Source organism: Pseudomonas wuhanensis (genome assembly GCF_030687395.1).
Lineage (GTDB): Bacteria > Pseudomonadota > Gammaproteobacteria > Pseudomonadales > Pseudomonadaceae > Aquipseudomonas > Aquipseudomonas wuhanensis.
In genome coordinates, this window is the sequence record NZ_CP117430.1 from 4,821,529 (window position 1) to 4,844,456 (window position 22,928).

Sequence of the window (22,928 nt, forward strand, 5' to 3'; positions counted from 1 at the left end):
TTGTGCCTATAAAGGCGTGGTGGAAGCGCCCGCCGCAGCGTAGTTTTGGTAACTCGTCATCTGCTTGGCTATCTGCGAAATCTTGCTTGCGTAATCCGGGTCGGTTGCATACCCGGCTTTTTGCAACTCGCGTACAAACTGTTCTGGGTTATCGGCCGACTTCAGCACATCTTGATAGCGATTATTGCTTTGCAGCAGCGTCACAAGGTCATGGAAGCTGTCTTTGTAAGAGCCGTAGGAACGGAACTCGGCCGTCTCCTTGACCATCTCGCCATTTCTGAATTCGCTGGTGATCGCCCGCGCCGAATCGCCCTTCCAGTTACTGCTGGCCTTGATGCCGAACAGGTTGTGGCTGCTGCTGCCATCCTGGGCGCGCATGACCGATTTACCCCAACCGGTTTCCAGGGCAGCCTGAGCCACCAGGTAACGCGGATCGACACCGATACGGTCCGCAGCCTCTTTGGCCATCGGCAGCATGGTGTTGACGAATTCGTCGGCGGAACTGAAGGCTTTCTTCGGCGGTGCCAGGGGTATTTGAGCCATGGCACGACCATAAATCTGCAGGCGCCCGCTGGTTGTCGTATCCGTTTGCGAAGCCAGCCAATCGCCGTTGTACAGGGGACCGGAACCGGTCTTGGTGCTCTGCGGCACCTGGATATTGTTCTGCGCCGTTGTGGCGGTCGTTGCAGGGGTCGATGCCGACGGCACCAGCCCGGCGAGCAAACGATCAGCCAGTTTCGGTGGCAGTGCCAGACGCCGCTGATTGATCAGCGCCATGTCGTTACGATGAGCACCCTCACCCGCGCTTGCCGGCGTTTTCACCGAGCGCGAAGCCCACAGCGGGCGCTCACCATTGAGACGCGACAGCGGCCCGTTGGTGGCGACCGTACCGGCGGCAATCGGCGTTTCCACCGCAGCTTTCGCGGCAGCTTGCTTGGCGGCAGACGCTGCCGCGGCCTCACCCGGCGCCATCGGTTTATTCTTCGACATCTGGCGCATCAGTACGTCGGCCAGGCCGATACCACCGCCTTCGCGGGACAGGGAAACGGCCAACTGCTGGTCGTACATTTCCTGGTATTGCTTGGCCGCTGGTGTGTTGAGCGGATTGTCCTGGCCCAGCGCTTCGGTGGCCGAGCGCATGGACTTGAGCATTTCACCGAGGAACAGCGATTCGAATTCCTGCGCCACTTTGCGCATGTTCGCATCGCTGTTCTTGTCGCCGACCTTGAGCTGGTTCAGGCGGTTCAGGTCCGAATAGGAACCCGAGTCGCTGCTGCTGACCAGACCGCTTTTGCGCATATCCATGGTCGCCGTCCTCAGATCACGATCAGGTCGGCTTGCAACGCGCCGGCCTGCTTCAGCGCTTCGAGGATCGCCATCAAGTCACCCGGTGCCGCGCCGACCTGGTTCACCGCACGGACGATTTCGTCGAGGGTGGTGCCCGGGCCGAACTTGAACATCGGCTTGGCTTCTTGTTGAGCGTTGACCCGCGAGCGCGGCACCACCGCCGTCTGCCCGTTGGACAGAGGGCCGGGCTGGCTGACGATCGGGTCTTCGGTAATGGTCACGGTCAGGCTGCCGTGGGTCACGGCGGCCGGGGAAACCTTGACGTTCTGGCCGATCACGATGGTGCCGGTGCGCGAGTTGATGATGACTTTCGCCACCGCCTGACCCGGGTCGACTTCGAGGTTTTCGAGGATCGACAAATAGTCGACCCGCTGGCTCGGATCGAGTGGCGCGGTCACACGGATCGAACCACCGTCGATGGCCTGGGCGACGCCAGGGCCGAGCATGTTGTTGATCTTGTCGACGATGCGCTTGGCGGTGGTGAAGTCCGAACGGTTGAGGTTCAGGGTCAGGCTGTTGCCCTGATTGAAACCGCTTGGCACCGCACGCTCGACCGATGCACCGCCAGGGATGCGACCGGCCGACGGAACGTTGACGGTGATCTTCGAACCGTCACGACCCTCGGCATCGAAACCGCCAACCACCAGGTTGCCCTGAGCGACGGCGTAGACGTTGCCGTCGATACCTTTGAGCGGCGTCAGCAGCAAGGTGCCGCCGCGCAGGCTCTTGGAGTTACCGATGGACGCTACGGTGATATCTATCTGCTGACCCGGCTTGGCAAACGCCGGCAGATCGGCACTGATCGACACGGCTGCGACGTTCTTCAATTGCACGTTGCCGGAACCTGCCGGCACCTTGATGCCGAACTGCGAAAGCATGTTGTTGAAAGTCTGCAGGGTAAACGGAGTCTGGGTCGTTTGGTCGCCGGTGCCGTTAAGCCCGACCACCAGGCCGTAACCGATCAATTGGTTGGAACGCACGCCGGAAATACTGGCGATATCCTTCAGCCGCTCGGCTTGAGCGTCGAATGCCGCGGACAGCAAAAGGACGCCCACCATCAGGTGTTTAAGATTCAACATAGCCACCTAGAAAGGGAACAGCGGGCTGAGGAAGAAACGGTCGAACCAGCCTGGCTGACTCGCATCGGCAAACGCACCGGTGCCCGAATAGGTGATGCGTGCATCGGCGACGCGGGTCGACGACACGGTGTTGTCAGTGGCGATGTCATCGGCGCGAACGAGGCCGGCAATCCGTACCAGTTCGTCACCGGTGTTGAGGGTTAGCCACTTCTCCCCGCGTACGGCGATGATGCCGTTGGGCAACACGTCGGCGACGGTCACGGTGATCGAACCGGTCAGGCTGTTGCTCTGGCCGGACTTGCTGTCGCCCTTGGTGGCGCGGTCACCTTCGTAACCGACATCCAGACTCAAGCTACCGCTGCCCACTGGATCGCTGGTGCTCAGGCCGCCCCCGAAAAACGAGCTCAGGCCGATGTCGGTCTTGCTGTTCTTGTCGATCTGCGAGTTGGCGTTCTTGCTCGCCTGTGTGCGCTCGTTCAGGGTGATGGTGATGATGTCACCGACCCGGAACGCCTTGCGGTCGCTGTACAGGTTCTGTTCGAAACCGGCCTGGTAGATCGAGCCGTTATTGGCGGCAGCCGGCAACGGCGTGCGCGGCAACACCGGGGCGTAGTAAGGGTCATTGGGCTTGGGCGGCGGGGCGACGCAGCCCGCGAGCACAACGGCCCCACTCAGTGCCAGAACAGATACAAAGCGATTCATGACCCTACCTCACGGTGTTGCAGGCGACCTCATGGCCGCCTCATAGACTTGATTACAGATTCTGCGTTACGAACGAGAGCATCTGGTCGGCGGTGGAGATCACCTTGGAGTTCATCTCGTAGGCGCGCTGAGTGGTGATCATGTTGACCATCTCTTCAACGGTGCTGACGTTGGACGTTTCCAGGGTGTTCTGCAGCGTGGTGCCGAAACCGGCGAGGCCCGGGGTGCCGACTTGCGGCGCGCCACTGGCAGCGGTTTCCAGGAACAGGTTGTTACCCACCGCTTGCAGACCGGCCGGGTTGATGAAGTCGGCGGTTTGCAGGTTGCCGATCACCTGGGAGGCCGGGTTGCCGGCAACAGTGACAGACACGGTGCCGTCACGGCCGACGGTGAACGTCTGGGCGTCGTTCGGAATGACAATCGCCGGCTCCAGGGCGAAGCCGCTGGCGTTCACGATCTGACCGTTGGAGTCCAGGTGGAAGGTACCGTCACGGGTGTAGGCCGTGGTGCCATCCGGCTGCAGAATCTGGAAGAAACCGCGACCATCGACGGCCAGGTCAAGCGGCTGCTCGGTTGTTTGCAAGCTACCAGCGGTGAAGTTTTTCTGGGTGCCGACAATGCGCACACCGGTACCCACTTGCAGACCCGACGGCAATTCACTGTCCTGGGTCGACTGGGCGCCTGGCTGGCGTTTGATCTGGTACAGCAAGTCCTGGAACTCGGCGCGGTCACGTTTGAAACCCGTGGTCGATACGTTCGCCAGGTTGTTGGAAATGGTGGTGAGGTTGGTGTCCTGGGCGGACAGACCTGTTTTGGCAACCCATAGAGCCGGAAGCATTCGATTCTCCTCGTGCGCCTGTTTTACGGCGCGACGTTCTGATAATTAGCTGATCTGCAAGACCCGAGCCATGGCCTGGTCATCGTCTTTGGCGGTGTTCATCATCTTGATGTGCAGCTCGAACTGCTTGGCCAGCGCCAGCACCGAGGTCATTTCTTCCACAGCATTGACGTTGCTCGACTCAAGGAACCCGGACACCAGTTTGACGTTGGCATCGGCCTGCGCCGGCTTGCCATCCTTGGTGTGGATCGAACCGTCCAGGCCTTTGGTCATGTTCTTGAAGTCCGGGTTGACCAGTTTGATGCGGTCGACTTCGGCCATCACGCGAGGGCCTTCACCCATCGCACGGATGCTGATGGTGCCGTCTTCGCCGACTTCGATTTGCTGCTCGGGCGGCACGGCAATCGGCCCGCCGTTGCCTACCACCGGCATACCGTTGCCAGCACGCAGCACGCCCAGCGCGTCAACGTTCAGGCTGCCGGTGCGCACGTAGCTTTCACCGCCATCGGGGTTCTGCACGGCGATCCAGCCGTTACCCTGCACCGCGACGTCGAGGTCGCGACCGGTTTGCACCAGCGCACCCGGGGAGAAGTCGGTGGCCGGACGTTCGCTCATGGCAAACGCACGCGCCGGAAAGCTGTCACCAAACACCGGCATCGAACGGGCCTGTTCCAGGTCTTTCTGAAAACCGTTGGTAGAGATGTTCGCCAGGTTGTTGGCATGAGCCTTCTGCGCCAGTGCATTCTGGCTGGCGCCGGTCATTGCCACATAAAGGTACTTGTCCACACTCTTTCCTCTGCATGCCGGACGTTTGCCGCCCACCGCTGTACTGCTGAGCCATAAGCAATTTGCAGACCAACTTTTTTCTGGCGGCGCAGGGCCCGGCAAACAAAGGACTTGAGGGATCGGAGGGGATTGGGGGGAATGTGTCGAAGACGAAAAACCGGCGGTGTTATGCCGGTTGGTGGCAAGGCTTGACCGAGGTGTTGGCAGTGCTTGCCTCTTCGCGGGCAAGCCCGCTCCCACAGGATCTTCGGTGAACACAGTATTTGTGAACAACAAAGAAACCTGTGGGAGCGGGCTTGCCCGCGAAGAGGCCAGCACAAACACCGCACATGCCTGTTATGACTCGGTCTTGCCGACCTCATACTCACGCAACTTATTGGCAATGGTCGTATGCGAAACCCCCAACCGCTTGCCCAGTTGCCGACTGCTCGGATGCTCGGAATACAAACGCTCCAGCACCGCTTTTTCAAAGCGCCCGACAATCTCGTCCAAGCCGCCCTCAAGGGAAAAATCGCCAAGCGGCTGACGCACGCCGTAGTCCGGCAGACGAATGTGCTCGGCTTTGACGGTGCCGCCGTCACACAGGGAAACCGCCTGGAACAGTACGTTTTCCAACTGCCGCACGTTACCCGGCCAGTGATAGTGACTGAGCCGTTCCATCGCCGCCGGCGCCAGTTTCGGCAACGGGCAACCGATCTGCCGACTGGCCTGATCGAGGAAGTGCTCCACCAGCGGCGCCAGTCCGTCGAGGCATTCGCGCAGCGGCGGAATGTGCAGCGAGAGCACGTTCAAACGGTGGTACAAATCCTGGCGAAACTCACCGCGAGCGCACAACTCGGACAAGTCCACTTGAGTCGCGCAGATCACCCGCACATCCAGATAAACCTCTTCATCACTGCCGACACGACGGAAGCAACCGTCCTGCAGAAAGCGCAGCAATTTCACTTGCAAGCGCGGGCTCATTTCGCCGACGCCATCGAGAAACAGCGTACCGCCCGCCGTCAGTTCCAACAGCCCGAGCTTGCCTTCGGCCCGTGCCCCTTCGAAGGCGCCGGGGCCGTAACCGAACAATTCGGTCTCGGCCATGGACTCCGGCAAGCCGGCGCAATTGAGCGCCATCAACGGTGATTGCCCACGCGGGCTCGCCAGGTGACAAGCCCGCGCCAACAACTCTTTGCCGGTGCCGGTTTCGCCTTCGATCAACAGCGGCGCATCCAGCGGCGCCATGCGCCGCGCTTCGCGAACCACCGCAGCCATCACTTTCGAGCTCTGGAAAATGCTGTCGAAGCCGCGCAATTCCTGCTTGCGCACGTTATAGATGCGCTCACCCACCCGGTCCGCCCGGTGCAACGTCAACACCGCACCGGCCATGGCCTCGCTTTCGTCATGCTCCGATTGCAGCGGCGCGATGTCGGCGAGAAACACGTCACCCTTGACCTTGACCCGCAAGCCGTTGATCCGCGACTTGTTCGCGCGCACCAGCTCCGGCAAATCGAAATCCTCGGCGTACCGCGACAATGGAATCCCGGGCACCTCGTCCACCCGCACCCCGAGCAACTGCGCCGCCGCACGGTTGGCCGCGACGATGGAGCCGCCCATGTCGATCGACAGCACCGGAAACTCCAGGGCACCGAGCAAGGCATTGAGCTCCATGTGCCGACGCTCGCTGGGCATCAGCCCTACGCGTTTGACGCCGAACACCCCACCAATCGCCTCGAACTTCGGACGCAACGCCTGGAACTGAATATTGATCAGGTTCGGGCAGTGCAGATAGATAGCATTGCCGTGCTCACCGCCCACCTCGCCGCGGGCGACGTTGATCCCGTACTCGACCAACAGGTTGAGAATGTCGCGCAGGATACCGATGCGGTTCTGGCAGTGGACTTTGATACGCATATAAAGGCCCGTAACAGGGGAATCGAGGCCCGACGCAAGGAAATTTCTGCGCGAACGCCAAGTTAGTCGTCAAGATTATGTGACACCCACGATCCATTTCAAACATGGAAATATCAATACTTACGCCACAGCAGCCAAACCGTAACGAATACTTTACGAAACGCATGGCTTTTTCCTACATAAGGCGCGGAACACCTGCTGCAAAGTCGCATACCTTGGCGTATCAATAATTCCAGAGCAGGACATAAAACAAGAACGTATCCCCTAGCAGGAGAGCAGCATGAAGCAGACGCAATACGTGGCTCGTGAGCCCGATGCGCAAGGTTTTATCGACTACCCCGCCGAAGAACACGCGGTGTGGAACACGCTGATCACTCGCCAACTGAAAGTGGTCGAGGGTCGTGCGTGCCAGGAATACCTGGACGGTATCGAAAAACTCGGTCTGCCCCACGACCGCATCCCGCAACTGGGTGAGATCAACAAAGTCCTCGGTGAAACCACCGGCTGGCAAGTTGCCCGAGTACCCGCACTGATTCCCTTCCAGACCTTTTTCGAATTGCTGGCGAGCAAGCAGTTTCCGGTGGCGACCTTTATTCGTACACGCGAAGAGCTGGATTACCTGCAAGAGCCTGACATTTTCCACGAGATCTTTGGCCACTGTCCTCTGCTGACCAACCCCTGGTTCGCCGAATTCACCCACACCTACGGCAAACTCGGCCTGCAAGCTTCCAAGGAAGAGCGCGTGTACCTGGCGCGCCTGTACTGGATGACCATCGAGTTCGGTCTGGTCGACACACCGCAAGGCCTGCGTATCTACGGTGGCGGCATTCTGTCCTCGCCCAAAGAAACCGTTTACTGCCTGTCGGACGAGCCGGAGCATCAGGCGTTCGACCCGCTGGAATGCATGCGCACGCCATACCGCATCGACATTCTGCAACCGCTGTACTTTGTCCTGCCGAACCTCAAGCGCCTGTTCGACCTGGCCCACGAAGACATCATGGGAATGGTCAAGCAAGGTATGCAGCTGGGGTTGCACACGCCGAAATTTCCGCCAAAAGCCGCGTGACCCGCGCCTTTTGGCATCAAGTGAGTCTGTTACGGATCGCCGCTTTGCTTTAGCGTGGTCCCACTGACGACCGTTTTTCAAAACACTCGATTTCAGGAACACATCATGTCCACATTAAACCAAGCCCATTGCGAAGCCTGCCGCGCCGACGCCCCTCAAGTCAGCGACGAAGAATTGCCGATCCTGATCAAGCAAATCCCTGACTGGAACATCGAAGTCCGCGACAGCGTGATGCAGCTGGAAAAAGTTTTCCTGTTCAAGAATTTCAAACACGCGCTAGCGTTCACCAACGCCGTCGGTGAAATCTCCGAGGCCGAAGGTCACCACCCAGGCCTGCTGACCGAATGGGGCAAAGTCACCGTGACCTGGTGGAGCCACTCCATCAAAGGCCTGCACCGCAACGACTTCATCATGGCCGCGCGCACCGACGAAGTGGCGAAGAACGCCGAGGGCCGCAAATAATGCATTTCGACGCCATCGGTCGAGTACCCGGCGACCCGATTCTCGGCCTGATGGAGGCCTATGCGCTGGACCCTAACCCGCGCAAATTCGACCTCGGCGTGGGTGTCTATAAAGACGCCCAGGGCCTGACGCCAATCCCCGAAGCAGTGAAGCTCGCCGAGCAGCACTTGGTGGATCGTCAATCCACCAAGACCTACATCGGGGGCCACGGCAATGTAGCGTTCGGCAAAGTCATCAACGAATTGGTGCTTGGCGCTGATTCAGTGCTGATCGCCGAACAACGGGCCGGCGCCACTCAAACGCCGGGCGGCACCGGTGCGCTGCGTTTGAGCGCCGACTTCATCGCCCAATGCCTGCCGGGCCGTGGCGTGTGGCTGAGCAACCCGACCTGGCCGATCCACGAAACCATTTTCGCGGAGGCCGGGGTCAAGGTCAGTCATTACCCGTACGTGGGCAGCGATAACCGTCTTGATGTGGAGGCGATGCTGGCGGTGCTCAATGAAGCCCCCAAGGGCGATGTGGTGCTGCTGCATGCCTGCTGCCACAACCCGACCGGTTTCGATCTGTCCCATGACGATTGGCGTCGGGTGCTGGACGTGGTGCGCAGTCGCGATTTACTGCCCCTGATCGACTTCGCGTATCAGGGTTTCGGCGACGGCCTGGAGCAAGATGCCTGGTCGACCCGGCTGTTCGCCGCCGAGTTGCCGGAAGTGCTGATCACCAGTTCCTGCTCGAAAAACTTCGGCCTGTACCGCGACCGCACCGGCGCATTGATTGTCTGCGCGAAAACCGCCGACAAGCTGGTGGACATCCGCAGCCAACTGGCCAACATCGCCCGTAACCTGTGGTCGACGCCACCGGATCATGGCGCCGCCGTGGTCGCGACCATCCTCGGCGATCCAGCGCTGAAAAGCCGCTGGGCCGACGAAGTGGAAGCCATGCGTTTGCGTATCGCCCAGTTGCGCAGCGGTCTGGTCGAAGCGCTTGAACCCCACGGCTTGCGCGAGCGATTTGCGCACATTGGTGTGCAACGCGGGATGTTTTCCTACACCGGTTTGTCGCCGGAACAGGTCAAGCAACTGCGCGAGCATCACAGCGTGTACATGGTCAGCTCAGGCCGAGCTAACGTGGCAGGGATTGATGCGACGCGTCTGGACTTGCTGGCCGAAGCTATCGCTGACGTCTGCAAATAATACGATGCAATGGCGAGCTCCTTGTGGCGAGGGAGCTTGCTCCCGCTCGAGCGCGTAGCGGTCGCAAAAACCGCAACCGAGTTCTAACGCAAACAACTCATTGCCTGCATTGGGGCCGCTCCGCAGCCCAGCGGGAGCAAGCTCCCTCGCCACAGTAGGTCTTCGCCCCCTGTAGACCTGTCTAGACAATCCCATCCGTCGCAACAATTGGATATAAAAGTCTATTTGTCATTTCTCCTGCTGTATCCTGCGCAGGCTTTTTTAAAAGCGCGGATCTACCAGATCTATCAACAGACTTAGCGAGGAGCGCGACATGCACGAGATCCCTAATCTCCCCTTCCCAAGCCTGCACGAAACTGAGCAGACAACCACGCAACAAGCCGGTGCCCAACAGCCCGAGACGAAAGAAGCACCTGAACGCCGCCAGGCCGACAGAGAAGACTGATACACCTGCAATGCCAGACCGTGTGGAAAGCGCTAACATGCGCTTTCCACACTGCCTGAACCGCGAGCCCGCACCATGAGCGATGATTTCACTGAAACCCAGGCCAGCGTCCTGATCGGCACCGCCGAGAAGATGATCGAGATCTGGAACCGCCTTTCCCCCGAGAAACAAGCTGCTCTGCTGGCCCGCTTCGGCAGCGAGGAAAACGCCCTGGCCGCCCTGGTCACGACGCAACTGGTTGCTCCCGCAAAATCCTGATTATCCCCATCCGGCAAATAGTTTTACTTTTCCACGCCCCGCGACCGCCCGCGCCGCTATCATAAGCAGCCTATCTATCCTGCTGCCACGTGGACCTTTACCCATGTCAGAAACCCAGCGCCCCATGGCGGTCACGCTGCAAGTCGTTTCCATCGTCCTGTTCACGTTCATCGGCTACCTGAATATCGGCATTCCCCTGGCTGTATTGCCCGGCTACGTCCACAGCGACCTCGGTTTCGGCGCCGTGATCGCCGGGTTGGTGATCAGCGTGCAATACCTGGCCACTCTGCTCAGCCGCCCTTACGCCGGGCGCATCATCGATAACAAGGGCAGCAAACTCGCGGTGATGTACGGCCTCGCCGGCTGTGGTTTGAGCGGTGTGTTCATGCTGATTTCGGCCTGGACCCAAAGCCTGCCGACGTTGAGCCTGATCAGCCTGTTGATCGGCCGACTGGTGCTCGGCAGCGCGGAAAGCCTGGTCGGCTCCGGATCGATCGGCTGGGGCATCGGCCGGGTCGGCGCGGCGAATACCGCCAAAGTCATCTCCTGGAACGGCATCGCCAGTTACGGCGCGCTGGCGGTCGGCGCGCCGCTGGGAGTGCTGCTGGTGAGTCAATTGGGGTTGTGGAGCATGGGCGTGAGCATCGTGTTGCTGGCCGTTCTGGGCCTGGCGCTGGCCTGGCCGAAAACCGCTGCACCGATCGTTGTCGGCGAACGCTTGCCGTTCATGCACGTGCTGGGGCGCGTGCTGCCTCACGGTTGCGGTCTGGCCTTGGGCTCCATCGGCTTTGGCACCATCGCGACCTTCATCACCCTGTATTACGCCACTCAGCAGTGGTCCAACGCGGTGCTGTGCCTGAGCCTGTTCGGCGCCAGTTTTATCGGTGCGCGATTGCTGTTCGGTAACCTGATCAACCGCCTCGGCGGCTTTCGCGTGGCGATTGCCTGCCTGTCGGTGGAAACCCTCGGGCTGTTGCTGCTGTGGCTGGCACCCGATGCCCATTGGGCACTGGCCGGCGCGGCGCTGAGTGGTTTCGGCTTTTCGTTGGTGTTCCCGGCGTTGGGCGTGGAAGCGGTCAACCTGGTGCCCGCCTCCAGCCGTGGCGCGGCAGTCGGGGCGTATTCGCTGTTCATCGATTTGTCGCTAGGGATCACCGGACCGCTGGCGGGTGCGATTGCGGCTGGATTCGGGTTTGCCTCGATCTTCCTGTTTGCCGCATTGGCCGCGCTGAGTGGCCTGGCACTGAGCGTTTACTTGTACCGGCAGGCGCCAAAGCACTTTAATGAAAAGCACCGCGAAGAACGCGACGCCCGTTAGAAATCCACCTTGCCGCGTCCAGCCTTGATGCTGCCGCGCTTGGTCTTGGATTCGAGCCGACGCTTCTTCGAACCGAGGGTCGGTTTGGTCGGGCGGCGTTTCTTTTCCACTTTGGTGGCGCTGAGGATCAACTCGGTCAGGCGTTCCAGCGCATCGGCGCGATTGGCTTCCTGCGTACGGTATTGCTGGGCCTTGATGATCAACACGCCTTCACTGGTGATGCGACTGTCTCGCAGCGCCAGCAGCCGTTCCTTGTAGAACTCGGGCAACGACGAGGCCGGAATGTCGAAGCGCAGGTGCACGGCGCTGGAAACCTTGTTGACGTTCTGCCCACCGGCGCCTTGGGCGCGAATGGCTGTCAACTCGATCTCGGCATCCGGCAGATGCACGTTGTTGGAAATCACCAGCATGGAAAAAAGTCCGTGTTCAGAACAAGAAGGATACCGCGAATAGATAAAAGGAATGCGGCCCCTGTGGGAGCGTGGCTTGCCCGCGATGAACGATAACGCGGTATACCTGATAAACCGCGGCGCCTGAATCGCGGGCAAGCCACGCTCCCACAGGATTTGTATGGACCCCATAAATGACAAACCCGGCACATGGCCGGGTTTGTCGTTTCTGCGCTTTGCACTTACTTGGCAGCGGAACCCGCAGCCTGCAACGCCTGCTGGGCGCTGCGCTTGTTCTTGATGCCGTAGCAGACCCACATGAACGCGACCCACACCGGAATCGCGTACACCGATATCTGGATCCCCGGGATCAGCAGCATCACGCCAAGGATGAATACCACGAACGCCAGGCAAACATAGTTGCCGTACGGGTACCACAGCGCCTTGAACAGTGGCGTCTGTTTGGTCTTGTCCATGTGCTGACGGAACTTGAAGTGCGAGAAGCTGATCATCGCCCAGTTGATCACCAGGGTGGCAACCACCAGCGACATCAACAGTTCCAGCGCGTTTTGCGGAACCAGGTAGTTCAGCAACACCGCGATCAAAGTCACAGCGGCCGACGCCAGGATCGAACGCACCGGCACACCACGCTTGTCGATTTTCGCCAAGGCCTTCGGCGCATCGCCCTGCTCGGCCATACCCAGCAGCATGCGGCTGTTGCAGTAGGTGCCGCTGTTGTACACCGACAGCGCCGCGGTCAGGACCACGAAGTTGAGGATGTGCGCGGCGGTGTTGCTACCGAGCATCGAGAACACTTGCACGAACGGGCTGCCGCTATAAGCGTCGCCGGAAGCATTCAGGGTTGCCAACAGACTGTCCCAAGGCGTCAGCGACAGCAGGACCACCAGCGCACCGATGTAGAAAATCAGGATCCGGTAGATCACCTGGTTGATGGCTTTCGGAATCACGGTTTTCGGCTTGTCGGCTTCAGCGGCGGTGAAACCGAGCATTTCCAGGCCACCGAAGGAGAACATGATGATCGCCATGGCCATCACCAGGCCGCTGACGCCGTTCGGGAAGAAGCCGCCATGGGACCACAGATTGGTCACCGAGGCTTGCGGGCCGCCATGGCCGCTGACCAGCAGATAACTGCCCAAGGCAATCATGCCGACGATCGCCACGACCTTGATGATCGCGAACCAGAACTCGGCCTCGCCGAAGACTTTGACGTTGGCCAGGTTGATCAGGTTGATCAAGACGAAGAAGCCGGCTGCCGAGACCCAGGTCGGGATGTGTGGCGCCCAGTAGTGGATGTATTTGCCGACCGCGGTCAGCTCGGACATGCCCACCAGGATGTACAGAATCCAGCAGTTCCAGCCCGACAGGAAGCCGGCAAAACCGCCCCAGTATTTGTGGGCGAAGTGGCTGAAGGAACCGGCGACGGGCTCTTCGACAATCATTTCGCCCAGTTGGCGCATGATCATGAAAGCGATGAAGCCGCAAATGGCGTAGCCGAGAATCATCGACGGGCCAGCGGATTTGAGCACGCCGGCCGAGCCGAGGAACAACCCGGTACCGATCGCGCCACCGAGGGCGATCAGTTGAATATGGCGATTTTTCAGGCCGCGTTTAAGCGTACCGGAATGCGAGTTTTGTCCACTCATGAAAAGGGTCTCACGCAAGGTTTGATGATGTTCAGTAGACGTTGCTGCAAGGTGCAGATTTCAAGCAGCGCCGATCAAACCCCAGCGCAGGCACCAGGAGTTCAGCGTTTTTACGACAGTCATGCGTCACCTGTTTGTTTTTATCTGTGACGAAATCGAACCCGACACGCTCGTGACGCGGCGGAGTGAACAAGGCGGGTAGCCTTGAAGTTTGCGCTGTTGCGCAGAGGGTCACAGTTAAAACGCGGCGCATTGTACACCTGTAACCCCCTGCTGCCAGACACCGCTGGATCAGCGCGTCGGTTGCCGGGATTGCCTGTGTTCGCCTCGAGGGTCTCGGGCGACTGCAAAAATTGAGTCAGACCTTTGCAGGTCTTCGATAAGGGCAGCGGAAAAATCGCCCTTTGGGGAGAGATGGAAATGAGTCACGGCGTTCATTGCGCCTCCTTCTTGTTATGCACCTGCACGACAGGCATGGGGCGCATCTCACCCTTCCTGCGTTGCTGAAACAAGCGTGCCAGAGCCCTTGAAGGTTACAAACCCGGCGGTTAGCGGAAGGTTTTCCTTACACACCTTTCCCTCGCGGCATTCCACGGGGTTTAAGAGCGCTTTTCGTAAGGTTTTGTTGACAAGGCGTAACGTAAATTTTCCAAATCAGATCCAGAAGCCCACTGACTGTAAATTGACGATAGGAAGCTTCCTAAGGAAATATCCTGCTTAGTTTTCTGTTTTTTATTAAGAAAATTGCCTTTCGAAAAATGGAATAAATAGTTCAAATGAAAATTGTTTAATTATTTTTTTGCATTCTAAAACCCGGTGGACTAGGTTTTCAGCGACTTGCCGAGCCGCATCGACCGGCACGTTGACGCGCTCTTCAACGAATGAAAAGCACGCCGCTGTTCTTACCGAAAAAGTCATCTAGGAGATTCACCATGCAAGCACTGGACAAAGACTTGGACACTGAACTGCAACTGGACGATTGGTTTGAAGCACCGACCCATGAAGCCGCCGTCGAAATGATGCAAGCCGACGCGGTTGTTCCGTTCGGCACGGCGATGTGGCCTCTGTAAGACATCCCGGCAGGCATGATCCGGCCGGTCGTGCCTGCCCCTTTCTCGGTTTGTCAGGGAGGACTACATGGATAAGCAACGCGCCATCTCGCATTTCCTTTACTACCTCGAACATCACCCTGCCGTTGCCGGTATCAACCCGGCGAAGGTCTTGCTCGGCCACACCGCTGATTACGAGGCACTGACCGGCGCCATCGCCGAACAGGCCGGAAACAGCCCAAGGTTCAACTTCAGCGCGATGCGTCTGGACCTCGAGCCCACCGAATTGCTGGCCCAGGCGATTACCGACAGCGATCTGTACATTTTCTTTTACGACTCTTCCACCTTGCCCAACCCGCGTCCCGACGGCCCGGAGTTTGTTCGCGCACTGCAAGCCGTGATGGCGGAAAACTGGAAGAAGTCATTGCTGTTCAAGGATTACGGCGATTACTTCTACGACACCTTCAGTGTCACCCCGCAGCGAATTGCCGGGTTGAACAGCCACTTGATCCAGCGCATGTCCCACGCCACCACCCTGAGCTTCAAAGATGATCATGGGTCGTGGTTCGAAGCACCTTTGAGCAGTATCAAGAAGTGGACCGACATCAACGGTATCGGCAACTTCGACCTGGCGCCCGGCGAGATCGCCACTCATAGCGAGGCCATTAATGGGCGGGTGAAGTTTATGGGGACTTTCCTCAGTACGATTCCATTTGCCCGCAAGTACGGCGTGTTGGCATCACCGTTGGAGTTGTGGATCGAAAACTCGACCATCAGCAAAATCGCCACCGATGTGCCGGGACTGGAACATGACTTCAACAAGTACCTGGACGCCAATCCATCCAATCGGCGAATCGAGGAGTTGGGGATCGGCACCAACGAAGGCGTGAAAGATTTGTATGCGCGCAATGCCGGGTTCGAGGAACGCCATTGCGGCTTGCACCTTGGCCTGGGTGGTGGCGCCAAGGGTAGTCATCATTTGGACCTGATCTTCTCCAGTGGCGTGTTGGCGCTGGATGATGACCCGCTGTTTGATGGGCGGTTTGTGTTTTAACCGAAAAGCTGATCGTTCCCACGCTCTGCGTGGGAATGCATCAATGGACGCTCTGCGTCCGCGGTTGGGACGCAGAGCGTCCCGGGCTGCATTCCCACGCGGAGCGTGGGAACGATTAATCAGACAAAAAAACGCCATCCCGAGGGATGGCGTTTTTCATGCAGCGCTTACCGATTACTCAGGCTTGCGACGACCGAAGCCCGGACGCTGGCCGGAACCGGCTGGCGCGCCACGACGTTTGCCCGATGGCGCATCACGGTCGACCAGCACGATGCCTGGGCGTTTCTTCGGCGCCGGCTTGGCCGGGCGCTTGGTGTCGGCCGGGCGGTCTGCCACGGGCGTACCACGACCGGCAGGCGCGCCGCGATCGCTACGACCACCGGATGGAGCGCCACGACCTTCGCCACGCTCAGTGCGACCGTTGGCCGGACGTGGCGTGCGTGGGCCGCGCTCGCCGTCCTGACGTGGCGCCGGCTTGCGGGCCGGGCGTTCGCCTTCGATCTGTGGCTCGCGGGAATCACGCGGAGCAACAGCTGTCTGGCCACCGGCTGCTGGACGCAACGTACGCACGCGCTCGGTCTTGCCCATCGGACGCGACGATTTACGCTGCATGCGATCGAGCTTGTCTTTGCTCTTGGCGTTCATTTGCGGCATCGCCACCGGCGTCAGGCCGACTTCAGCACTGAGAATGTCGACTTCGTACTGGCTCATTTCACGCCAGCGGCCCATCGGCAGGTCGGAGTTGAGGAACACCGGACCGAAACGCACGCGCTTCAGGCGGCTGACCACCAGGCCCTGGGATTCCCACAGACGACGGACTTCGCGGTTACGACCTTCCATCACCACGCAGTGGTACCAGTGGTTGAAACCTTCACCACCTGGAGCCTGTTTGATGTCGGTGAACTTGGCCGGGCCATCTTCGAGCACCACGCCTGCTTTCAGGCGTTCAATCATCTCGTCGTCGACTTCGCCACGTACACGTACCGCGTATTCACGGTCCATTTCGTAGGAGGGGTGCATCAGGCGGTTGGCCAACTCACCGTCGGTGGTGAACATCAGCAAACCGGTGGTGTTGATGTCCAGACGACCGATGTTGATCCAGCGACCTTCTTTCGGGCGCGGCATCTTGTCGAACACGGTCGGACGACCTTCAGGGTCGTTACGGGTGCAGATTTCACCGTCGGGTTTGTTGTACATGATCACGCGGCGTACCGACTCGGCGGCTTCTTCGCGCTTGATCACCCGGCCATCGATGGTGATGGCGTCATGCAGGTCGACGCGCTGGCCGAGGGTGGCGTCTTTGCCATTGACCTTGATGCGGCCGTGGCTGATCCAGGCTTCTACGTCACGGCGCGAGCCGACGCCGATACGGGCGAGGACTTTCTGCAGCTTTTCGCCTGCGGGGCCGATTTCCTGGTCGTCTTTCTGGTCGTTGATACTCATCTGGGCACCTCCCGGTGTGGTCTGTTCAGGCTTTTGCCTGAAGCGATGTAAATCTGGGTACTTTTTTGAAGCGCTTGGGCGAAGCGATCGCCGAAGGGTCGCGAATCATACGCTCATGGAGACGTTCGCGCATCAGAGACTAGCGGATCAATGACGACTTACTTGATTTTCCGCCGACCGGTGGTGCCGAACTCGATCAACCGCAGTTGATACTCCAGTCAATACAACACCCTGTGGGAGCGGGCTTGCCCGCGATAACGGTGGGTCAGCCAGCAATGATGTTGACTGACACTCCCTCTTCGCGGGCAAGCCCGCTCCCACAGGGATTCCCGTTGCCCGCAGGATTTGGGTCAATCTTCGAACTGGCGACGCTCGGCCTCGATTGCTTCTGCCAGAGCCTTGGCTTCGGCTTCTTCGTCGGTCAACTCGGGCTCGGGTTTCGATTGTTCAAGAGCGGCAACGGCGGCCAGGAGTTTTTCACGAGCTTCGGCGACGCCAAGAATGTCATCTTCCTGTTCCTGTTCTGGTTCTGGTTCTGGTTCTGGTTCGACTTCAGCTTCAGCTTCAGCCTCGACCTGAGGTTCAACTTCGGCTTCAAGCCCGGGTTGAGCCAATTCCCCTTCGCTCTCGGTCACCGCACCATCGCGCAACAAATCGTCGAAGTCTGTCTTGAGCCCTTCTTCCATGGTGTCCAGTTCCAGCAACAGTGTGTGGAAACTGGTTTCTTCCTTGGGCTCCTCCGGTTCAGCGCTGGAATCGGCCAGTTCTTGCAACCCGGCCGGCACCGGCGCGTCGTCGAAATCGAGGACAGGATCAGGTTCCAGCTCACGCAGCTCGGCGAGCGGCGGCAGGTCGTCGAGGTTTTTCAGGTTGAAGTGATCGAGAAACGCCTTGGTGGTGGCGAACATCGCGGGTTTGCCGGGTACGTCGCGGTAACCGACGATGCGGATCCACTCACGTTCCAGCAGGGTTTTCACAATGTGGCTGTTGACTGCCACGCCGCGCACGTCTTCGATCTCGCCCCGGGTGATCGGCTGACGATAGGCAATCAAGGCCATGGTTTCGAGCATGGCGCGGGAATAGCGTTGCGGCCGCTCTTCCCACAAACGTCCTACCCACGGCGCGAACTTTTCGCGGATCTGCAGGCGATACCCGGAGGCGACTTCCTTCAACTCGAAAGCACGACCGTCGCAGGATTTGGCCAGAATTGTCAGCGCTTTCTTGAAAACAGGGGGCTCGGGCCGCTCGCCTTCTTCGAAGAGTTCGAACAGGCGTTCAAGCGATTGCGGTTTTCCCGAGGCCAACAGAAAGGCTTCAAGCAGTGGCGCCAGCTCGCGGGGTTCAGTCAGGTTCATGATTCAACTCGTTATTCGGCTCGGGCCCGGACATGGATCGCCGCGAACGGCTCATTCTGCACCAGCTCGACCAAGGATTCCTTGACCAGTTCGAGGATCGCCATAAAGGTCACCACCACCCCCAGGCGCCCTTCTTCAGCGGTGAACAGCTCGACAAACGGCACAAAACCGCCGCCCTTGAGCCGTTCCAGTACATCGCTCATACGCTCACGGGTGGACAGCGCTTCACGACTGACCTGGTGGCTTTCGAACATGTCACCACGGCGCAAGACCTCGGCCATGGACATCAGCAACTCTTCCAGACTCACATCCGGCAATAGTTTGCGCGCCCGGGCTTCCGGGGCATCGAGCTTGGGCACCACCACGTCGCGGCCGACGCGGCTCAGGCCATCGATGCCTTCGGCAGCAGCCTTGAAGCGCTCGTACTCCTGCAAGCGGCGAATCAGCTCGGCACGAGGATCGTCTTCTTCGTCTTCGATCGTTTCGGCACGGGGCAACAGCATCCGCGACTTGATCTCGGCGAGCATCGCGGCCATCACCAGGTACTCGGCGGCCAGCTCCAGGCGCACCGACTGCATCAACTCGACGTACCCCATGTACTGACGGGTGATTTCCGCCACCGGGATGTCGAGGATGTTGATGTTCTGTTTGCGGATCAGGTACAGCAGCAAGTCGAGCGGGCCTTCGAAAGCTTCAAGAAAGACCTCGAGCGCATCCGGTGGAATGTACAAGTCCAGCGGCATTTCCATGACCGCCTGGCCATAGACCATGGCGAAAGGCAGTTCTTGCTGGGCGCCGGCCTGGCTGTCGACGGGTTCTACTGCAGACATCTAGGCCTCGGCCATGAAAGGCGCAGGGTCGCCGCAACCGACGCGGATGACTTCCGGCTCGCCGTCGGCGAGGCTGATCACGGTGGACGCCTTGATCCCGCCGAAACCGCCGTCGATGATCAGGTCCACCTGATGCTCGAGCAACTGGCGCATTTCGTAAGGATCGCTCAACGGGTCGGTGTCGCCGGGCATGATCAGAGTCACGCTCATCAGCGGCTCGCCAAGCTCTTCCAGCAATGCCAGGGCAATCGGATGGCTCGGCACACGCAGGCCGATGGTGCGTTTTTTCGGGTGCAGCAACAGCCGCGGGACTTCGCGGGTGGCGTTGAGAATGAAGGTGTAAGGCCCCGGCAAGTGAGCCTTGAGCACCCGGAAGGTGCCGGTATCGATCTTGGCAAACAGCCCCAACTGCGACAGGTCGCTGCAAATCAGCGCGAAGTTGTGCTTTTCATCCAGCTGACGCAGCCGGCGCACGCGCTCCACGGCATTTTTGTCGCCGATCTGGCAACCAATGGCGTAGGAAGAGTCTGTGGGATAAATCACCACCCCGCCGTTGCGGATGATCTCGACAGCCTGTTTGATCAGGCGCGGTTGCGGGTTTTCCGGATGAATCTGGAAAAATTGACTCACATTCTCTACCTGTTCAGACGGCGGTAATAATTGGGTCATGTTTGAATCGACACCACAGTGGTGGCAGATCCTCCGGGAGCGGGCGGTATTCACCGATCTCGGACCAGCCTCCAGGGCCATGAAAATCACTGCCGGCGCTGACCAGCAGACCAAACTCGCGGGCTAGAATCGCCAGGCTGCCCACCTGCTCGGCGGGTTGATGGCCATTGACCACTTCTATCGCGTGGCCCCCTGCTTGAATATAGTCGGCAATCAGGCGACGACGCTTGCTACGAGTGAAATCGTAGTGCCAGGGATGCGCCAGGCTGATCCAGGCACCCGCGGCGCGCAGGGTTTCGACGGTGTCTTCCAGAGTCGGCCAGTGTTGTTTGACGTCCCCCAGTTTGCCGGCGCCCAGCCATTTGCGGAACGCTTCGGCGCGATCCTTGACGAAACCTTCGCGCACCATCCAGTCGGCGAAGTGCGGACGGGCCGGCGCATTACCGCTGTCGCCCAACTCCTGTTGAATGGCCCGGGCGCCATCGAGCGCCCCCGGCATGCCTTTCAACGCCAACTTGCGGCTTATTTCTTCGGACCGTAGCCAGCGGCCATCGTGCAATTTTGCGATGGCCTCGACCAACGGCGCCGCATTGACGTCGAAACCGTAGCCCAGCACGTGAATGGTTGCCCCGCCCCAGGTGCAGGACAATTCGACGCCATTAACCAGTTGCATCCCCAGCGCCGTCGCGGCGCTACGGGCCTCGTCGAGGCCTTCAAGGGTGTCATGATCGGTCAAGGCCAGGACTCGCACGCCTTTCTCGAACGCACGCGCAACCAGTGCCGCAGGCGCCAGGGCGCCATCGGAAGCCGTGCTATGGCAGTGCAAATCAACATTCACAGGACTGTGTCACCTCAAATCAGCTGACGCTATCGCGCGTCAATATGTTTGTTATTATGCCGCCACATCCTGCTTCTGGCTGCCACTGTGAAACAATTCATCGACTTCATCCCGCTTCTGCTGTTTTTCATCGTCTTCAAAATCGATCCACGTGTCGTCGACATCGGCGGTTATCAACTGTCTGTCGGTGGTATCTACAGCGCCACCGCAGTGCTGATCCTCAGCTCCCTGGTGGTCTACGGCACGCTGTTCATCAAGCAGCGCAAGCTGGAGAAGAGCCAGTGGCTGACCCTCATCGCCTGCCTGGTCTTCGGTAGCCTGACCCTGGCGTTCCACAGCGAGACCTTCCTGAAATGGAAAGCGCCGGTGGTCAACTGGCTGTTCGCCCTCGGGTTCATCGGCAGCCACTTCATCGGTGATCAACTGCTGATCAAACGCATCATGGGCCACGCACTGACGCTGCCGGAGCCGGTCTGGACCCGTCTGAACATCGCCTGGATCGGCTTTTTCCTGTTTTGCGGCGCCGCCAACCTGTTCGTTGCGTTCACGTTCCAGAGCTACTGGGTCGACTTCAAAGTCTTCGGTAGCCTGGGCATGACGTTGCTGTTCCTGGTCGCCCAGGGCATTTACTTGTCCCGCCACCTGCACGATGCCGATACCACAACGCCAAAAACCGAGGACTGACATGCTTTACGCAATCATTGCCACAGACGTCGCCAACTCCCTGGAAGCCCGCCTGGCCGCACGGCCTGCGCACCTTGAGCGCCTGCAAGTGCTCAAAGGCGAAGGTCGTATCGTATTGGCCGGTCCGCACCCGGCGGTCGACAGCAATGATCCGGGCGCGGCGGGTTTCACCGGCAGCCTGATCGTCGCTGAGTTCGATTCGCTGAGCGCCGCACAGGCCTGGGCCGATGCTGACCCGTATATTGCCGCAGGCGTCTACGCCAACGTTTTGGTCAAGCCGTTCAAGCAAGTCCTGCCATAAAGCCCTCCCGCGCGATGAGCCTTGTCGGTTCATCGCGCTTTCAATCGCTCATTATTCTTGTTTACCGGCCGACAACCTGCCCAGTACTCGTATTGGAATCAGGAGTTGCGATGCGCAAAGGTCCGTTGTGTCTGATGTTGGTGACGTTGTCGATCATGGCGCCCGCCCATGGTGAAGAGAGCGCCAATGGCGGTAGTTCGACGCCGCTGTCCTTGAGCGCCGGCGGCCAGATCACCGAGTTGCAGCAGCGCTTGAAGGCAAGCGAACAGCAACGAGAAGAACTGAGCAAACAACTGCAAAATACCGATAGCGAACGTGAAAGCGCTCAGCTGAGCCGGTTGCGCCAGGAGAATCAGCGCCTCAAGCTGCAACTCAAGGAGGCTCAGGCCAGCAGCTCGCTGCCACGCCTGCTGACAGATCAGCAGCAATGGTTCGTTATCGGTGCCGCAGTAGCGCTATTGGCCTTGCTCTGCGGTATCTTCGCCAGTGGTGCAACCAGAAAACGTCGGCAATGGCTAAATTGAGTGAGTGATGAGCGAGCTGTTATTAATTGATGATGACCAAGAGCTGTGTGAGCTCCTGAGCAGTTGGCTGAGCCAGGAAGGCTTTCAGGTCCGTGCCTGCCACGATGGCCAGAGCGCGCGCCGGGCGTTGGCCGAAACATCCCCCGCGGCCGTGGTGCTGGACGTGATGCTGCCGGACGGCAGCGGCCTGGAACTGCTCAAGCAACTGCGCAGTGACCATCCGGATTTACCGGTACTGATGCTCTCGGCCCGTGGCGAACCGCTGGACCGCATTCTCGGCCTGGAACTCGGTGCCGATGATTACCTGGCCAAACCGTGCGACCCACGGGAACTGACAGCCCGCCTGCGCGCGGTGTTGCGCCGCAGTCATCCGACGGCCGTCTCCAGCCAGCTCGAATTGGGTGACTTGTGCTTCAGCCCGGTGCGTGGCGTGGTCAGCATCGATGAACAGGAATTCACCCTCACCGTCTCCGAAAGCCGTCTGCTCGAAGCCCTGCTCAAGCAGCCCGGTGAACCGCTGGATAAACAGGAACTGGCGCAAATCGCCCTTGGTCGCAAACTGACCCTGTACGACCGCAGCCTCGACATGCATGTCAGCAACCTGCGCAAAAAAATCGGCCCGCACCCCGATGGCCGCCCGCGCATCGTTGCTCTGCGCAGTCGTGGTTACTACTACAGCCTGTAAGAACCGAGAAAGAACTGGATAAGCGCAACCTGTGGCGAGGGAGCTTGCTCCCG

General features: G+C 59.5%; 25 protein-coding genes. 12 read left to right on the forward strand and 13 right to left on the reverse strand.

What is annotated here, in order from left to right:
- Positions 1–6 precede the first annotated feature (6 nt).
- The 6 genes from flgJ to PSH88_RS22270 all read right to left on the reverse strand — a co-directional run bounded on the left by flgJ (position 7) and on the right by PSH88_RS22270 (position 6,648).
- A complete protein-coding gene (gene flgJ, locus PSH88_RS22245) occupies positions 7–1,305 on the reverse strand; it encodes a flagellar assembly peptidoglycan hydrolase FlgJ (protein WP_305422687.1) in 1,299 nt (432 codons plus the stop codon).
- 11 nt (positions 1,306–1,316) lie between these two features.
- Positions 1,317–2,426: a flagellar basal body P-ring protein FlgI gene (locus PSH88_RS22250; protein ID WP_305422688.1), complete on the reverse strand. Its 1,110-nt coding sequence runs from the start codon at positions 2,424–2,426 to the stop codon at positions 1,317–1,319.
- A 6-nt stretch (positions 2,427–2,432) separates the two neighbouring features.
- Positions 2,433–3,128, reverse strand: coding sequence for a flagellar basal body L-ring protein FlgH (flgH, locus tag PSH88_RS22255; RefSeq protein ID WP_030130509.1), 696 nt, complete (start codon positions 3,126–3,128; stop codon positions 2,433–2,435).
- 52 nt (positions 3,129–3,180) lie between these two features.
- Positions 3,181–3,966, reverse strand: a complete 786-nt coding sequence (gene flgG, locus PSH88_RS22260) for a flagellar basal-body rod protein FlgG (RefSeq protein ID WP_007902511.1) — start codon at positions 3,964–3,966, stop codon at positions 3,181–3,183.
- 45 nt (positions 3,967–4,011) lie between these two features.
- Entirely contained in the window at positions 4,012–4,752 is a 741-nt protein-coding gene (locus tag PSH88_RS22265; protein ID WP_063342887.1) for a flagellar basal body rod protein FlgF, read from the reverse strand.
- A gap of 336 nt (positions 4,753–5,088) precedes the next feature.
- Positions 5,089–6,648, reverse strand: coding sequence for a sigma-54-dependent phenylalanine hydroxylase transcriptional regulator PhhR (locus PSH88_RS22270; protein ID WP_008074886.1), 1,560 nt, complete (start codon positions 6,646–6,648; stop codon positions 5,089–5,091).
- Positions 6,649–6,928: 280 nt separating this feature from the next.
- Between PSH88_RS22270 and phhA the strand changes: the two genes are divergently transcribed.
- The 6 genes from phhA (at position 6,929) to PSH88_RS22300 (ending at position 11,390) form a co-directional block, all read left to right on the forward strand.
- Positions 6,929–7,714: a phenylalanine 4-monooxygenase gene (phhA, locus tag PSH88_RS22275; protein ID WP_305422692.1), complete on the forward strand. Its 786-nt coding sequence runs from the start codon at positions 6,929–6,931 to the stop codon at positions 7,712–7,714.
- A 105-nt stretch (positions 7,715–7,819) separates the two neighbouring features.
- A complete protein-coding gene (locus PSH88_RS22280; RefSeq protein ID WP_010457024.1) occupies positions 7,820–8,176 on the forward strand; it encodes a 4a-hydroxytetrahydrobiopterin dehydratase in 357 nt (118 codons plus the stop codon).
- Positions 8,176–9,369: an amino acid aminotransferase gene (locus tag PSH88_RS22285; RefSeq protein ID WP_370694665.1), complete on the forward strand. Its 1,194-nt coding sequence runs from the start codon at positions 8,176–8,178 to the stop codon at positions 9,367–9,369. The genes PSH88_RS22280 and PSH88_RS22285 overlap by 1 nt, the downstream gene beginning before the upstream one ends.
- Positions 9,370–9,682: 313 nt before the next feature.
- Positions 9,683–9,814, forward strand: coding sequence for a hypothetical protein (locus PSH88_RS22290; protein ID WP_305422693.1), 132 nt, complete (start codon positions 9,683–9,685; stop codon positions 9,812–9,814).
- A gap of 75 nt (positions 9,815–9,889) precedes the next feature.
- Positions 9,890–10,072, forward strand: coding sequence for a hypothetical protein (locus tag PSH88_RS22295; RefSeq protein WP_305422694.1), 183 nt, complete (start codon positions 9,890–9,892; stop codon positions 10,070–10,072).
- Between the two features lie 103 nt (positions 10,073–10,175).
- The gene (locus PSH88_RS22300; protein WP_305422696.1) at positions 10,176–11,390 is read left to right on the forward strand and encodes an MFS transporter; all 1,215 of its coding nucleotides are present in this window, start codon (positions 10,176–10,178) and stop codon (positions 11,388–11,390) included.
- Here PSH88_RS22300 and arfB read toward each other — a convergent pair.
- Positions 11,387–11,800, reverse strand: coding sequence for an alternative ribosome rescue aminoacyl-tRNA hydrolase ArfB (gene arfB / locus PSH88_RS22305; RefSeq protein WP_008010994.1), 414 nt, complete (start codon positions 11,798–11,800; stop codon positions 11,387–11,389). The two genes, PSH88_RS22300 and arfB, sit on opposite strands and share 4 nt — an antisense overlap.
- 221 nt (positions 11,801–12,021) lie before the next feature.
- On the reverse strand, positions 12,022–13,443 hold the full coding sequence (locus PSH88_RS22310) for an amino acid permease (protein ID WP_305422699.1): 1,422 nt from the start codon (positions 13,441–13,443) through the stop codon (positions 12,022–12,024).
- A 932-nt stretch (positions 13,444–14,375) separates the two neighbouring features.
- Here PSH88_RS22310 and PSH88_RS22315 point away from each other — a divergent pair.
- Together PSH88_RS22315 and PSH88_RS22320 are read left to right on the forward strand one after the other, a co-directional pair.
- Positions 14,376–14,513 (forward strand): hypothetical protein, encoded by a 138-nt coding sequence (locus PSH88_RS22315; RefSeq protein ID WP_007938535.1) that lies wholly within the window; start codon positions 14,376–14,378, stop codon positions 14,511–14,513.
- 67 nt (positions 14,514–14,580) lie between these two features.
- Positions 14,581–15,546, forward strand: coding sequence for a M29 family metallopeptidase (locus PSH88_RS22320; RefSeq protein WP_305422700.1), 966 nt, complete (start codon positions 14,581–14,583; stop codon positions 15,544–15,546).
- Positions 15,547–15,720: 174 nt separating this feature from the next.
- On the opposite strand, the gene rluB is transcribed toward PSH88_RS22320, so the two are convergent.
- From rluB to PSH88_RS22345, 5 genes are all read right to left on the reverse strand, one after another.
- On the reverse strand, positions 15,721–16,989 hold the full coding sequence (gene rluB / locus PSH88_RS22325; RefSeq protein ID WP_253548715.1) for a 23S rRNA pseudouridine(2605) synthase RluB: 1,269 nt from the start codon (positions 16,987–16,989) through the stop codon (positions 15,721–15,723).
- A gap of 350 nt (positions 16,990–17,339) precedes the next feature.
- Entirely contained in the window at positions 17,340–18,344 is a 1,005-nt protein-coding gene (scpB, locus tag PSH88_RS22330; RefSeq protein WP_305422702.1) for an SMC-Scp complex subunit ScpB, read from the reverse strand.
- An 11-nt stretch (positions 18,345–18,355) separates the two neighbouring features.
- Positions 18,356–19,174 carry a segregation and condensation protein A gene (locus PSH88_RS22335; RefSeq protein WP_488169114.1) on the reverse strand — a complete coding sequence of 273 codons (819 nt, stop codon included), beginning with the start codon at positions 19,172–19,174 and terminating at the stop codon, positions 18,356–18,358.
- Positions 19,175–19,804 carry an L-threonylcarbamoyladenylate synthase gene (locus tag PSH88_RS22340; protein ID WP_305422704.1) on the reverse strand — a complete coding sequence of 210 codons (630 nt, stop codon included), beginning with the start codon at positions 19,802–19,804 and terminating at the stop codon, positions 19,175–19,177.
- Between the two features lie 13 nt (positions 19,805–19,817).
- Positions 19,818–20,681, reverse strand: coding sequence for a PHP domain-containing protein (locus tag PSH88_RS22345; RefSeq protein WP_305422706.1), 864 nt, complete (start codon positions 20,679–20,681; stop codon positions 19,818–19,820).
- Between the two features lie 87 nt (positions 20,682–20,768).
- Between PSH88_RS22345 and PSH88_RS22350 the strand changes: the two genes are divergently transcribed.
- The 4 genes from PSH88_RS22350 to PSH88_RS22365 all read left to right on the forward strand — a co-directional run bounded on the left by PSH88_RS22350 (position 20,769) and on the right by PSH88_RS22365 (position 22,875).
- Entirely contained in the window at positions 20,769–21,365 is a 597-nt protein-coding gene (locus PSH88_RS22350; RefSeq protein ID WP_305422708.1) for a septation protein A, read from the forward strand.
- Between the two features lies 1 nt (position 21,366).
- Positions 21,367–21,666 carry a YciI family protein gene (locus PSH88_RS22355; RefSeq protein WP_007984134.1) on the forward strand — a complete coding sequence of 100 codons (300 nt, stop codon included), beginning with the start codon at positions 21,367–21,369 and terminating at the stop codon, positions 21,664–21,666.
- Between the two features lie 110 nt (positions 21,667–21,776).
- Positions 21,777–22,190 (forward strand): translation initiation factor 2, encoded by a 414-nt coding sequence (locus PSH88_RS22360; RefSeq protein WP_305422709.1) that lies wholly within the window; start codon positions 21,777–21,779, stop codon positions 22,188–22,190.
- A gap of 7 nt (positions 22,191–22,197) precedes the next feature.
- Positions 22,198–22,875 carry a response regulator transcription factor gene (locus PSH88_RS22365; protein ID WP_008010984.1) on the forward strand — a complete coding sequence of 226 codons (678 nt, stop codon included), beginning with the start codon at positions 22,198–22,200 and terminating at the stop codon, positions 22,873–22,875.
- Positions 22,876–22,928 lie beyond the last annotated feature (53 nt).

Excerpts from the sequence above, each read along its gene's own strand:
- PSH88_RS22295 (WP_305422694.1), top strand. The coding sequence starts at position 9,890 with ATGAGCGATGATTTCACTGAAACCCAGGCCAGCGTCCTGATCGGCACC.
- PSH88_RS22280 (WP_010457024.1), top strand. The coding sequence starts at position 7,820 with ATGTCCACATTAAACCAAGCCCATTGCGAAGCCTGCCGCGCCGACGCC.
- PSH88_RS22310 (WP_305422699.1), bottom strand. The coding sequence starts at position 13,443 with ATGAGTGGACAAAACTCGCATTCCGGTACGCTTAAACGCGGCCTGAAA.
- PSH88_RS22250 (WP_305422688.1), bottom strand. The coding sequence starts at position 2,426 with ATGTTGAATCTTAAACACCTGATGGTGGGCGTCCTTTTGCTGTCCGCG.
- PSH88_RS22320 (WP_305422700.1), top strand. The coding sequence starts at position 14,581 with ATGGATAAGCAACGCGCCATCTCGCATTTCCTTTACTACCTCGAACAT.
- flgG (WP_007902511.1), bottom strand. The coding sequence starts at position 3,966 with ATGCTTCCGGCTCTATGGGTTGCCAAAACAGGTCTGTCCGCCCAGGAC.
- PSH88_RS22290 (WP_305422693.1), top strand. The coding sequence starts at position 9,683 with ATGCACGAGATCCCTAATCTCCCCTTCCCAAGCCTGCACGAAACTGAG.
- PSH88_RS22270 (WP_008074886.1), bottom strand. The coding sequence starts at position 6,648 with ATGCGTATCAAAGTCCACTGCCAGAACCGCATCGGTATCCTGCGCGAC.
- flgH (WP_030130509.1), bottom strand. The coding sequence starts at position 3,128 with ATGAATCGCTTTGTATCTGTTCTGGCACTGAGTGGGGCCGTTGTGCTC.
- PSH88_RS22315 (WP_007938535.1), top strand. The coding sequence starts at position 14,376 with ATGCAAGCACTGGACAAAGACTTGGACACTGAACTGCAACTGGACGAT.
- rluB (WP_253548715.1), bottom strand. The coding sequence starts at position 16,989 with ATGAGTATCAACGACCAGAAAGACGACCAGGAAATCGGCCCCGCAGGC.
- PSH88_RS22365 (WP_008010984.1), top strand. The coding sequence starts at position 22,198 with ATGAGCGAGCTGTTATTAATTGATGATGACCAAGAGCTGTGTGAGCTC.
- PSH88_RS22285 (WP_370694665.1), top strand. The coding sequence starts at position 8,176 with ATGCATTTCGACGCCATCGGTCGAGTACCCGGCGACCCGATTCTCGGC.
- PSH88_RS22360 (WP_305422709.1), top strand. The coding sequence starts at position 21,777 with ATGCGCAAAGGTCCGTTGTGTCTGATGTTGGTGACGTTGTCGATCATG.
- PSH88_RS22300 (WP_305422696.1), top strand. The coding sequence starts at position 10,176 with ATGTCAGAAACCCAGCGCCCCATGGCGGTCACGCTGCAAGTCGTTTCC.
- arfB (WP_008010994.1), bottom strand. The coding sequence starts at position 11,800 with ATGCTGGTGATTTCCAACAACGTGCATCTGCCGGATGCCGAGATCGAG.
- scpB (WP_305422702.1), bottom strand. The coding sequence starts at position 18,344 with ATGAACCTGACTGAACCCCGCGAGCTGGCGCCACTGCTTGAAGCCTTT.
- flgJ (WP_305422687.1), bottom strand. The coding sequence starts at position 1,305 with ATGGATATGCGCAAAAGCGGTCTGGTCAGCAGCAGCGACTCGGGTTCC.
- PSH88_RS22335 (WP_488169114.1), bottom strand. The coding sequence starts at position 19,174 with ATGTCTGCAGTAGAACCCGTCGACAGCCAGGCCGGCGCCCAGCAAGAA.
- phhA (WP_305422692.1), top strand. The coding sequence starts at position 6,929 with ATGAAGCAGACGCAATACGTGGCTCGTGAGCCCGATGCGCAAGGTTTT.
- PSH88_RS22355 (WP_007984134.1), top strand. The coding sequence starts at position 21,367 with ATGCTTTACGCAATCATTGCCACAGACGTCGCCAACTCCCTGGAAGCC.